The sequence below is a fragment of the Tannerella sp. genome, from assembly GCF_030528505.1.
GTDB lineage: Bacteria > Bacteroidota > Bacteroidia > Bacteroidales > Tannerellaceae > Tannerella.
This window is the reverse complement of record NZ_JAUMYS010000079.1, coordinates 1-12,813: the sequence shown is the minus strand read 5'-3', so window position 1 is coordinate 12,813 and position 12,813 is coordinate 1. Positions and strand designations below refer to the sequence as shown.

Genomic DNA, 12,813 nt, shown 5'->3' with positions numbered 1-12,813 from the left:
TCTTTTTGTCATTTTGTCCGATATTTTTCTGTCAACTTTTTTCAGGACATGACAACAAAATTACGAACACTGAACGCTGAACACTGTAAAAGCCCTGAAAGGGCCTACTAATTCAGCCCAATGCGAAGCGTTGGGGAAAAGGCATCCTTCCCGGCGGAGGGCTGAAAGCCTGAATTATATTAATTGTTATGCATGGTAAACGCCGAACGGTATATCGCGTAATTTGGGATAAAACGATGACTTTGCACTTACGAACGTCTGAAATGATGATAAGCCATCCTATCATTCGGTAAATTTCTGTGTTATCTTGATGTATCTTCTCAGATATTTTTCACCAATTTATTCTTTACATACTTCCATGCTTCCTCCATCCGATAGGATATTCCGGGACGGATGATTGCAAACATATCGGAAAGAAATTCATTGTCTTTTATCTTGATTTCCATATGATTGAGAAACTGCTTGCATGTAGGCGGTTGCCTCACCACGAATGCCATATATCGGTGATAACATTCCAATATTTTGGCACTGTCTGTTTCGTTATGTATCATTGCCCAATAAAGGTCGAAGAGGTCTCGTCCTTTCCTCCGTTGATACAAAGCGCGGAGTTTCGTTCCCAGTAATTCCTCCAACTCGTAGCAAGTCAGTTCACATTGGCCGGTAAACCATGAATTAGACATTTGAAAAGGAATTTGCTTTAATCCTAACACACAGAAATGCTCACGGGTATTGATTTCTATTTTTAACCGCAAATCGATAGTGGGTGGAAATTCTGATTCGAAGCGGTAAATAATGGTATTGTTATGGGTATGCTGCTTGACCGTCCGTTTTGTTCCCAAGAAAGCGAGCTGTTTACGTATTTCTTTCAATATAGGGTTAATGGGAGATGATTTTATCTGTACCAAATCAATATCTTCCGAATAGCGTACTTGTGGTTGTATATAAAGTTTGTGCAGAGCGGTTCCTCCACGAAACGCCAACGTTTCCCTGATAAATGGCGAAGCAAACATCTCCACTAACGCGCGGCTGATTACCAAGTCTTGTTCCACTTGTGCTTCGTTTATCCACGGAGCAACGGTTTTCCATTCGAGAATGTATCCTTGAGGTATCATAGCATATCTGTTTCTATTTCATCATTCACAATGATTTTCCACTTGTTGTTCAATACTCCACGCTTTTCTGCAGACAAGGAAAGGTATTGGGGATATACAGCCCGTTTGACAAGAACAGCGAACAGTCCTTTTGTCAGGTCTTCCTTTCCAAGCAGATTTTCAAGGATGTACCCCAACCGCTGTATAATAGCCGTCGGATAAGAGACAATGGCACGTCGCAAAGATAACTTGTTGATGTGTTCGGAAAGTTCATCGATTACGCTAATCACTCTGCCTAACCCGAATACGCGTTGGTTCTCCAAAAGGTCGAGCATGGTCGCTTCCGATGTAGAGACATTCACATATCCTGTACGAGTTTTCATCTGTGTAACACAAGAATTATCCCATTCTTTTCTCACATTGAAAGATATATGTAACCTGCCTCTTTCTATGGATCTAACGGGAGGTATACCGATGGTAACGAAATACTGCATCGGCTGTTGGTGGCCGGCACCGTGAAGGGCTGCTGCAGACAGAAGTGAAACGTAGTATTCTCTTTTCACATATTTCATTAAATCATCGATATACATGATAGGTGGCACATTCTTTTGCAAGGAAAACTCCGGCGTGATGATGACGTAAAAACCTCGCCTGATAAGAGCGATTTCTCCTTTGTTGGCCAAACGGGAAAGAGAAACCTGTGCGATCTTTCTGCCATATCCGCTTTGTTGCATTACTTCCTCAATAGTAAACGAAATCCGTCCCATTGTCAGCACTTGTCGAATAAAATCGGTATAGGAGAATCCTTTTTCTGTCATATCGAAATATTTTATTTTCTTTATAAGTAGCGTATATTGCTACCATTTGCAAAAATAAACTTTTCTTGGGGAAATGCAAATAGTTTGCTCGGGGGCAAACCTTAAAAAGCCAATACATAGATCAATAGAAAGGCATACAGCAGGACATTGCGGGCGGTTATGGCGAGTGTACGGTTGAGAGCGGCGCCATGCTGACGAGACAGGTCCTGCCATGTAAGTAATACGATCATCAGGAAGAAAATAAACAGGAACCAGATGCTTCGGCTACGATAGAGATAGACCGGCCAGGAACAAGCAACGGCCAGCAGCGCGTTGATCAGATAAAGAGTCGTTCCGAAACGTCGTCCGAACATAACGACTGTCGTGCGTTTACCGGCTTGCGCGTCTTGCTCTCTGTCGCGCACATTATTTACCAGCAGGATATTTACGGAAAGTAGTCCCATGGCTATTGAAAGCCAGCCGGCTGTCCAAATAAACTCTTGTGCTTGTACATAATAAGTAAAACATACGGGAATAACACCGTAGAACAGTAGTACGGCCAGATCGCCCAACCCGTGATAAGCCAGCGGATAAGGTCCGGCCGTATAAGCCAGCACACAAAGGGCAATAGCGAGTCCGACAAAAATCAGCCACCAGTCGCTGAAGAGCAGCAACGCAAAGCCGCAAAGAGAAGCTGCGGATAATGTGACGAAAGCTCCGGTCAGCATCGTCTTGGGAGTAATCCATCCCGAAGCGACTGCCCGCTGTTGTCCCAGACGTTCTTCCGTATCGGCTCCTTTTTTAAAGTCGAAATAGTCATTGAAAAAGTTGGCTGCTACTTGTGCCAGCACGGCAACAGCCATGCATAATGCTGCGGGTATCCACTGAAAGGCATCGTTTCTATAGGCCAACGCACAGGCTACCAGTACCGGGCTGACCGATGCCGCCAGCGTTTGTGGGCGTGCCGCCCGTATCCATGCTTTACATTTGTTCGGTTTCATTCTATCCCCTCCGGAGCTTTGCTTCTTTGTATTGTCGGATCATCTTTCTGCGTACACGAATAATCTGCCTCCTGTAAACAAGCGCTGCCATGATAAAATATACGCCCGTATGTATCCATAGCAAACGATATTCGCGTGCCACGTCATGCAATGAGGCTCCGCAACTTTTGATCAGTACGAAGCCGCGTATGGCAGGAGTGGAAGGAAACACGTCGCCCAAGATTTTCCAATAGATGGGGAATGCCTCTGTCGGCCATGAGATGCCCGAAATGAAGAGCAGAATCACGGACATAAAGACGAAGATCATCATCGGCGATTCGCGGGTGCGCATAAAGCCCGAAAGCGTAAGAGCCATCAAGATACACGCGAAAAGGTAAGGCAACAGAAATAGCAGGATGTCCCATGGATTACCGACGCTTGGAAATGAAAAGAGCTTCGGTACCACGATCAGTGTCCAGATACATACCGGAACGTAGATCACCACGTAGGCGAGTGATTTACCCAGTACGACGCGCAACGTACCCTTAAAATGCCGGTCTATCGGTACGAGATGGTGAAACTTGTTGCGTTCACGCGCCGTGCCTCCCAGCATGCCGATGCCCAACACCAGCGTCTGCTGGATAATCAGGATCAGTACCGCCGGCAGAAGAAAACTCGCAAAACCGTTCGACGGATTAAATAACGTCGTCGATTCGTACGGGATCGGATCGATTTCTATTTCTTTCAGTTGTTCGGTCGATTTCGGTCGATTCTGTGCGTGTATCTCACCTCCCATTTCAAGTGAAACCTCTGTTGCGGAAAGCAGCATCGCTTTATAATAAAGCAACAGACTCATATCACAATAGAGGGAAACCGTAGCCTGCCGTCCCGAATGCAGGTTCTTACTGAACTCGGGCGGAAACAGCAGGATGCCGTATGCTTCTTTTTTATTCAGCATCGTTTGTGCCTCGTCCATCGAGAGACACGAACGAACGACCTGCACGTCCGGCGTGGCATCTACACGGCGTACAAACTCACGACTGTAAAACGATTGGCTCTGGTCTACGACCACAATCTTTACATCATGTACCGTTTCGGGATGATAGATCAGCGAATAAATCAGCGGATAGGCCAGCGGGACCAGAAAGAAAAAGATCATTACACCGCTATCTTTGAAGATCGCTCTGAATTCTTCTCTCCAGATATAAAACAAATCCCGGATACCTTCACCGATGATTCTTGATAATTTTTTTTCTTTTTCCATCGTTTCTTTTTCTTGTTATGGGATATAATGGAAATACAGCATCGCATTCTTCAGATACCTACGCATGATGATAGGCAACAGGAGGAAACCGGCAAGCCATACGTATTCTCCCCATGTGTACACTAATTCACGTCCGTTCAGTGCCTGATCGATATAAATCAGCAGGTAATGCCGGAGCGGATAGAGATAGGATACGGCATGAAATTCGGGATACATGGCCGATACGGGGTAGGAGAGTCCGCAGATCGAAAAGCCCAACATACCGAAAAGAGAGGCTAAGCTAAGTCCCAGCCGCACCGTAGGCAACACGCTGATCATAAAGACTCCGAGTGCCTGTGAGGCGATTACCAGCAGAAACATGGCAACGAGCATCGGCATCCAGCCCGAATGAAGCGGAAAGGCGTTATATCCGTAGAGAATCGCGCACATCAACGCTCCGACAGCCGTAAAAACAACGGTGTGAGGAAGTAACTTTCCAATCACACTGACGGTGATGGAGCCATGCCCCATATTCAGCCAATCGCGTGATGTTCTGTCTTTGATCTCCGTCCCGATCGAAAAAACCGTTACGATAAAGATCAGTAACTGCAATAGACCGGGCAAAATCGCATTGTTCAGGTAGATCGAATAATTGAGCCAGGGATTCCCGATCGCATGTGTATCGATGATAATCGGCTGTATTTGCGCCATGATCTGGTCTGTCGTATATCCTTTGGCTTCTCCTATTCGAAGGCCAACGGCTCCACCGGCTAATACCGAGGTCGTTTTCATATCTCGAAACATCAGCGAGCCGGCAATCAGGAACGATCCGTTCGTATAAAACGACAGTTTCGGTCGTTTGCCTGATGAAGCTTCACGCTGAAGCCCTTTCGGGATATGATAGATCCCGTAAACAGTTCCTTTCTGCATCTCCCTTCGTGCTTCATCAAACGAGGCGCATTGCATCGTTACCGAAGTCTGCTCGAAAGCATCCAGCTGACGAATGAGTCGGCGCGATGTGGGCGTATTGTCCAAATCGACGACGGCTACCGGAAGATTTGTCGGCAGTCCACCTTGCATCAATGTCATGAGAAAGAACAGGCTGCCAATCGGTGCAATAATCATACAAAAGAAATACAACGGATTCGAACAGAGCCGCCGGATTTCCCGTACGGATATCCACTTCAAACTTCGTATGCCTTCCCGGATGGTCATCACTCTCCCCTTAACGCTTGATGATGACAGACATTCCGGGACGCAGGTCCGCTATCTTTTCGATGGGACGTGCACGCACTTCGAACGTTTTTGCATCGAACTGGCCGGTCGCTTTCGTGGCCTTCCATGCGGCATACGTGCCCATGGCTTTCATATAATACACCTTCATCGACACTTCCTGATTATTGAGTGCGGGAATAAAACCTTTGACCTCTGTTCCGACTTTGATCTCACTCAATAAATCTTCCCGTACACTGAATGTGATCCACAAGTCGTTTAAATCTGCAATGTTCATGATCGGGGCACCTGTTCCGACCAGCTCTCCCACCTGAGGGAAACGTTCTACGATCTCACCGTCGATAGGCGAGACCAAGGCCCGTTCGCCGATGTACGATTGCACCTCGGCCACCGCACCTTTCGCTTGTTGAACGAGTGCCGAAGCAGCCATCTTGTCTTCACGGCGCGCTCCTTCTTTCGCCATCTCATACTGTGAACGAGCCGCCTTTTCGGTCGCAACCATCGCATGGTAATTGGCTTCTACCTCATCGCGTTTTTGAGCAGACATGACGCCCTGTTCGTAGAGACGCTGTACGCGGTCGTACGATTTTTGGGCAATATCGAGTCCGGCTTTTGCTTTCTGCCACAGTTCATACGCACCGGTAACTTCCTGCGAACGGGCACCGGTCATGGCTTTCGTATTCTGTGCTTCGGCAGCCTGACGGACAGCCTCGGCCTGTTGCAACTTGGCCATAATCTCCGGGGTGTCAAGGAATACCAGCGTGTCGCCTGCACGCACCTTGTCTCCCTCGCCAAAGCGATACGATTCGATGCGTCCGGGAACTTTGCCCGAAATACGTACCTGGGTCGCTTCGGCCTGACCCATGATAATCTCGTCGGGGGGAGACAACAGGAAAAAGCCGGCTAATGCAACTAGTCCTATGATTATCAGTACAGCAATAAATGCCAACAGCATGTTGTTGATCGAATATTTTTTCTCGCTCATCGTGATAATATTATTTATAAAATGTATAAATGTTCGTTATAACTCAAATTTCTGATTATTTCGTCAGTTTTCCCAAGGCCTTGTGCAGATATACTTCTGTCAGCTTGACTTCAATCTGCGCATCGATCAGTTGTGAACGTGCCGATACCCAAGCCGTCTGCGCTTCCATCAGGTTCAGTGCGGGAATCACTCCTTCCTCAAAGCCCAAATTGGCATAGCGAAGATTCTCCTCCGCTTTTTCCATATTTTTCGTCGAAGCGGTCAATTGTTTGCCTGCTTCGTTGACTTTATATACAGACTGATTCACCTGTAACTCGATTTTTTCACGCACTTCTTCAAACTCCAGCTTCTTGATCACCGTCTCTGCTTTGGCCGAGTTACGTCTGTGCGTTCCTTCCCACCAATCGGATAAAGGAACTTTTACCATCACACCGACATTGTACATGCCGGAAAACTCATTCTTAAAACCGTTGTACGAGTTTGGATTGGTGATCAGGTAGTTGGCTGTCAGCACGACACTCGGTAACATCTCGGCCAATGCAATCTGTTCTTTCTTCCGAAAAATTTTTGCGGCCAGATCGAGGCTTTTCAATTCGGGACGGTTACTGAAGGCCTCTTCTACATGGGCTTGGGCAGATGCCGGCTGCACTGTGAGGTGATCGATATTTTCATCAGCCAAAGTCATGGGGTTTCCCATCTCGAGTCCACAGATTTGAGCCAGCAGCATACGCGACAGTGCCAAGCCGTTATCGACTTTATTCTGTGCCATCTCCGCTTCGTTCAGCTTCACCTTCACCGTCAAACCGTCTGCTTTCGTGGCCACCCCTTGTTCAATCATCGCGGTGATATCGTTATCCATCTTCCGAAGCAGGTCAACATACGCATCGGCCAGTTTCTTTTTGTTCGCTAGCGAGATCACCTGCCAGTAGGTTTCATCCGTTCGATAAATCACATCCTGCAATTTTGTGTCGTGCATCGACTCGGCCAGCTGACGGGCGTAAGTCGTGATCTGATTGTAAGACACAATTTTTCCACCCATAAAAACCGGTTGTACCAAGGATACATCACCGATCCAGACATTGCGGATATCGAGATGCGTCGCATCCTTCATCTTTTCCATGACCTGCGGAAGGATAAGTCCCAGTTCCGGAAACTTTTGAAGCATCGGAGCCGTAATGGACGACAAAGACGAAAATTTACTATAGTCAACAAGCTCAATATCTTTACTGTTCCGTATATATGTTCCCACGGCCGAAACTTGCGGAAAATATTTCGTACGTGCCGCATTCCGCTCTTCCTTAGCCTTGTCGACCAATTTACCGGCCACTTTCAACTCTTTGTTGTTCGCAATCGCCAGCTGACGGCACTGTTCCAGCGTCAGCACTTCCTGTGCTGTGGCACAAAAAGGCAGAGCAACCGCCATCCATATAAAAACAAACTGTTTCATTTTCTTTAATTTTGGGGGTGCAAAGATACAAAAGTAAAACATAAGGAATATATTTTAACAGGCAAAATGAACACAAAACATTCCTTTCTGAATCTTTTTAGCTATTTTTTCTCATATTTACTGCAAGTTCATCGGAAGGACGCAATTCCATCATAATCATCCCGTCAATGACGGGGCACGAGATCGGTTTGCCGTTTATTTTTACTTCCAGAAGAGGCATATCCTCCCGTATCTTAATCCGAAACGTACCTCCTTTTTTTGCTTTCAATCCGGCATGGAGCCACTCGCCGTCATTCCATTGAGCATGTACTTCGCCTGCCCCTTGCACACATAAACCTTTGAACTCACCGTTTTTCCAGGCTGGAGGCAGCGCCGGGAGAAATTCGATATATCCGTTCTGGCTCTGTACCAGCATCTCGGCAATCCCTGCACATCCTCCGAAGTTTCCGTCAATCTGGAACGGCGGATGCGCACAGAACAGGTTGGGATAGGTGCCGCCTCCGTGCTTCATTTCTATGTCTTTCCGGAGAGAAGGCCTGAGCAGATCGGCCAAGAGCTTATAAGCATGTTCCCCATCGTGCAATCGTGCCCAGAAATTCACTTTCCATCCCATCGACCAACCGGTACTTTCATCCCCTCGTGCTTCGAGTGTTTTGCGTGCGGCTGCGGCCAGATCGGGAGTTCGCTCCGGCGAAATTTCATTGGCCGGATACAAGCCGTACAAATGGGAAACGTGGCGATGATGCGGTTCTGCTTCCTCATAAGGCTCCAACCATTCCATGATACGTCCGTCGGGGCCGATCGTCGTAGGCATTAAGCGCGCTTGGTAATCGGCCAGCGTTTGAGAAAACTCTTCGTCCGTGTTGAGCAGTCGGGCAGCCTGAATCGTGTTGGAGAATAACTCGCGGAGAATCTGATTGTCCATCGTCGAGCCCGCACAAACACTCACTTTTTTTCCGTTAGGCATTACGTAGGCATTTTCGGGCGAAGTGGTCGGGGCTGTAACTAAGTAGTGACTGCGAGGATCTTCGACCAGCATATCGACGAAGAAAAGAGCCGATTCACGCATCACCGGGTATACGTCTCGCAGATAAGCCGTATCGAGTGTAAACAGATAGTGCGTGTACAGATGCTCGCAAAGCCATGCCGCCGAAGTGTTTGTCGCACCCCACGAAGGATGCTCGCCCGGAGCCGTAAATTCCCATACGTTACCTAAGATATGCGTCACCCAACCGCGAGCGTTATAAAAAGCTTTCGCCGTCTGTCGTCCGCTCTCGACCTGTTGCTTGGTCCATTCGATCAGCGGCAGATGAAGTTCCGACAGATTCCCTGTTTCAGCCGGCCAGAGGTTCATCTGCAAGTTGATATTGAGATGATAGTCTCCGTTCCATGGGGTATGGATCGTATTGCACCAAAGCCCTTGCAAGTTCGGCGGCAACAGTCCCGGGCGTGTCGACGAGATCAGCAGATAGCGGCCGAACTGATAATACAAAGCCAGCAACGAGGGGTCGTTCTTGTCGTTCTGAAATGCTTCCAGACGTTTATTCATCGGTAAGTCCTCTTTCTGCGCATTGCGTCCGAAATGGACGGCTACCCGATGATAAAGTTCCTGATAAGCACGGACATGTTCTTCTTTCAGCGTTTCATAACTTTTGCTTGCGGCAGCCCTGAGCGACGAATCGATCTGTGCATCGACCGCTTTACCGAAATAATCGGTGGCCATTCCGACCAACAGGATAATTTCGGATGCCTCTTCAACCAAAAGCGTCGTATCGTTGAAGGCTTTCACTTCACCTCCGTTGGGAAGCACTACCTGTACGCGTGAAGCATAACGGATACCTTGACCGTCTTCGGCGCCCGGCACCGTCTTCTGTTTTGCCGCAGGGATGCTGTCCGATCCCTTTGTGCGGTTTCGCATCGCTTCTTCTCGTTCGAGTTGTTCTTTCGTCTTATACGTATCTCCTTCGTAAAGTCTCCCGCGCATTTCAAGCTCGTTATTTCCGGCCTTTACGGCATAACGCTCCGGTCGATTCATTCCGATTTCGCATTGCAGCTTGCGCCCGTTGTTTACTTTCAACCGGATGACGGCCACATCGTCTGCGAACGAGGTGAACATTTCGCGCGAGTATTCCGTTTTCCCTCTACGGAACGACTGGGTCGTTATTGCCTGCTCCAAGTCTAACTCTCGCCGGTAGTCGGAAACTTGTGCATCGTCTGCGGCATCGTACGTGAAGTCCAGCACGAGATTACCCAGCAACTGATAGCTACCGTAGGGCTTATTCGCGCCTCTTCCCCGTCCGCTACCTTCGCCGTAGCAGACAAATGTGTCGTACATAAGCTCCTGCGCTTCATCGTTACGTCCGGCAAACAGCAACTCGCGGATTCGGCCCAGCGACTTCTGTGCTGCGGGATTGTCGGTCTGCTGTTTACTGCCGGACCACATCGAGATTTCGTTCAAGACGATGTTTTCTTTTTCAATGCCTCCGTTGGGCATGAGTCCGATACGGCCGTTGCCAAGCGGAAAAGACTCTTCCCAAAGGGTGGCCGGTTCATCGAAATGATAAGCCATGCGGCCATTCGAACGGACATCCGGTAAACGGTCGCAAGCCATGAGAATGGCGCCAACGAATAAGAGTTTTACGATTTTCATGTTATCTTTATGAAATGGTTTATATTGTTTTCATGTTCCGAAAAAGAACGGCTTCCGGAAGGCCTCTTCGGCTCAAAATTTTTGCATATCGCAAAGCCTTTTGTAATAGCCGTCCGTGGCAATCAGTTCGTCATGCCGCCCTCGTTCGACGATCGCTCCTTCGTGCATTACGCAGATCTCGTCGGCTTTACGGATGGTCGACAAGCGATGAGCGATTACGATGGTCGTACGGTTACGCATCAGGTTTTCGAGCGCTTCCTGCACCAGCCTTTCTGATTCCGTGTCGAGCGCCGAGGTCGCTTCGTCGAGAATCAGCACCGGCGGATTTTTCAGAATCGCACGTGCGATGCTGATGCGCTGCCGTTGTCCGCCGGAAAGTTTTCCGCCACGGTCGCCGATGTTCGTTTCGTACCCTTCTTCCGAAGCCATGATAAAGTCGTGCGCATTGGCGATCCGTGCCGCTTCTTCCACCTCTTCGCGGGTAGCCGATTCCACCCCGAAGGCGATGTTGTTAAAGAAACTGTCGTTGAACAGAATCGCCTCCTGATTCACGTTACCCATCAATCCGCGCAGATCGACGAGTGAAGCCTCTCGAATATCGGTTCCGTCGATGGTAATGGCTCCCTGATCGACGTCGTAAAAGCGGGGCAGCAAATCGACGAGCGTACTCTTGCCTGATCCCGACTGTCCCACGAGAGCGATCGTTTTGCCTTTCTCGATTCGCAGATTGATTCCTTTCAATACCCAATCGTGCTGGTAACGGAACCAGACATCGCGATATTCGATGGCATCGTTGAGGGTGACCGGTTTCGTTACGGCCGGCGAGACGATATTCGATTCCGCTTTCAGTATCTTGTCGACGCGTTCTACCGAGGCAAGCCCTTTCTGTATGGCGTAAGCCGATTTGCTCAGGTCTTTGGCAGGATTGATAATGCTGTAAAAAATCACTAAATAATAAATAAAGGTAGGCGCATCGATGGGACTGTTGTTGCCGAGGATCAGAGTTCCTCCGTACCAAAGAATCACGACGATCGTGGCTGTACCGAGAAACTCGCTCATCGGATGGGCCAGTTGTTGACGGCGATAGATCCGGTTCGTCGTGCGTCGATACGTTTCGTTTTGTGCCTCGAAGCGTCGCTGTATTTTTTTCTCCGCATTGAACGCCTTGATGATGCGTAATCCGCTGAGCGTTTCTTCGATCTGACTCATCAACGCGCCCCATTGCGACTGGCCGAGCAAGGATTTCTTTTTCAGTTTCTTCCCGACCTGTCCCATCACGTATCCCGCAACAGGCAGCAGGATAAACACAAATGCCGTGAGCTGCCAGCTGATGATCAGCATGGCCGAGAGGTAGATCAGAATCAGGATCGGGTTTTTGAACAGCATATCGAGCGAACTCATGATCGAGGTCTCAATTTCGTTCACATCGCCCGATACACGGGCGATGATATCGCCCTTGCGTTCTTCGGAAAAGAAGCCGAGCGGTAGCTCTGTAATTTTCTGATTGATCTGATTTCGTACGTCGCGCACCACTCCCGTACGAATGGGGATCATGGTGTAAAATGCCATGTACATGGCCAATACCTTAAGCAACGTCATCACGATCAGCGCGACTCCCAGCATGATGAGCGCGGACGAGCTGCCGTAAACCTCGATCAGTCGGTTGACATACCAGTAAAAGTTGTTTTGTGCCGCTTCGGGCAATGTCTTCCACGATTCCCACGACGAAGGACGGAAGGTCCACTCCATGAAAGAATAAACGCGGTCGTCCATCTTAAAGAGGATTTTCAGAATCGGGATAATCAATGCGAACGAGAATACATTCAGAATGGCCGAGAGTACGTTAAACACAATGTTAAGTACCATATATCGCTTATACGGTGGTACGAATCGCTTGAGTACACGAAAAAAATCCTTCATTCCATATCGTTTATATGACGGCAAAGATAAGGCAAGTCGATAGCAAAAACAAAAGTTTTTCAAGCCTGCTATTCGACATGGTTTTACATCGTCAAAAATGATGTGGCTGTTTTCGTAAAATATTCAAGGCTGACGCATTAAATATTGTGTGGTCATTAGTTGTTGGAGCTTCATTCGAGCACGTTTCTTCTGAATACGAGGGATTGAGGACTTTATGTTGGTCTTCAGTCGCTCTATAATGAGTAAATTGATCTTTTGAATGATATCCATAATCTGCGCCACATTCTTCGTTCTCTTGTGCGAGGCATCGTGTCCGAAATAGACATCCAAACAGTGGTGCAAGCTATTCTCTATCGCCCAATGCCCACGAATAGCCTGTTTCAATCCAGATTCCGCAATAGAACAAATTAAGAATGAATTTCATTCAGGCCTTCAGCCCTGCGAACAAGGTCCGGATGTCGATCCCC

9 protein-coding genes and 1 pseudogene are annotated in these 12,813 nt (G+C 48.2%); all 10 read right to left on the bottom strand.

The window, feature by feature from the left end:
- Positions 1-320: 320 nt before the first annotated feature.
- Complete coding sequence (locus tag Q4A89_RS10620) at positions 321-1,112, bottom strand: nucleotidyl transferase AbiEii/AbiGii toxin family protein (protein WP_303185431.1); 792 nt, start codon at positions 1,110-1,112, stop codon at positions 321-323.
- Positions 1,109-1,909 carry a type IV toxin-antitoxin system AbiEi family antitoxin gene (locus Q4A89_RS10615; RefSeq protein WP_124789858.1) on the bottom strand — a complete coding sequence of 267 codons (801 nt, stop codon included), beginning with the start codon at positions 1,907-1,909 and terminating at the stop codon, positions 1,109-1,111. The genes Q4A89_RS10620 and Q4A89_RS10615 overlap by 4 nt, the downstream gene beginning before the upstream one ends.
- Positions 1,910-2,010: 101 nt before the next feature.
- Positions 2,011-2,889, bottom strand: a complete 879-nt coding sequence (locus Q4A89_RS10610) for a 1,4-dihydroxy-2-naphthoate polyprenyltransferase (RefSeq protein ID WP_303185429.1) — start codon at positions 2,887-2,889, stop codon at positions 2,011-2,013.
- Between the two features lies 1 nt (position 2,890).
- Positions 2,891-4,132: an ABC transporter permease gene (locus Q4A89_RS10605; RefSeq protein ID WP_303185428.1), complete on the bottom strand. Its 1,242-nt coding sequence runs from the start codon at positions 4,130-4,132 to the stop codon at positions 2,891-2,893.
- Between the two features lie 15 nt (positions 4,133-4,147).
- A complete protein-coding gene (locus Q4A89_RS10600; protein ID WP_303185427.1) occupies positions 4,148-5,326 on the bottom strand; it encodes an ABC transporter permease in 1,179 nt (392 codons plus the stop codon).
- A gap of 10 nt (positions 5,327-5,336) precedes the next feature.
- Positions 5,337-6,329 carry an HlyD family secretion protein gene (locus Q4A89_RS10595; RefSeq protein ID WP_303185426.1) on the bottom strand — a complete coding sequence of 331 codons (993 nt, stop codon included), beginning with the start codon at positions 6,327-6,329 and terminating at the stop codon, positions 5,337-5,339.
- 55 nt (positions 6,330-6,384) lie between these two features.
- Positions 6,385-7,776 (bottom strand): TolC family protein, encoded by a 1,392-nt coding sequence (locus Q4A89_RS10590; protein WP_303185425.1) that lies wholly within the window; start codon positions 7,774-7,776, stop codon positions 6,385-6,387.
- A 97-nt stretch (positions 7,777-7,873) separates the two neighbouring features.
- The gene (locus Q4A89_RS10585; RefSeq protein WP_303185424.1) at positions 7,874-10,426 is read right to left on the bottom strand and encodes a glycoside hydrolase family 95 protein; all 2,553 of its coding nucleotides are present in this window, start codon (positions 10,424-10,426) and stop codon (positions 7,874-7,876) included.
- A 72-nt stretch (positions 10,427-10,498) separates the two neighbouring features.
- Complete coding sequence (locus tag Q4A89_RS10580; RefSeq protein ID WP_303185423.1) at positions 10,499-12,346, bottom strand: ABC transporter ATP-binding protein; 1,848 nt, start codon at positions 12,344-12,346, stop codon at positions 10,499-10,501.
- A gap of 123 nt (positions 12,347-12,469) precedes the next feature.
- A pseudogene (locus Q4A89_RS10575) lies at positions 12,470-12,763 on the bottom strand (transposase); the annotation flags it as partial.
- Positions 12,764-12,813 lie beyond the last annotated feature (50 nt).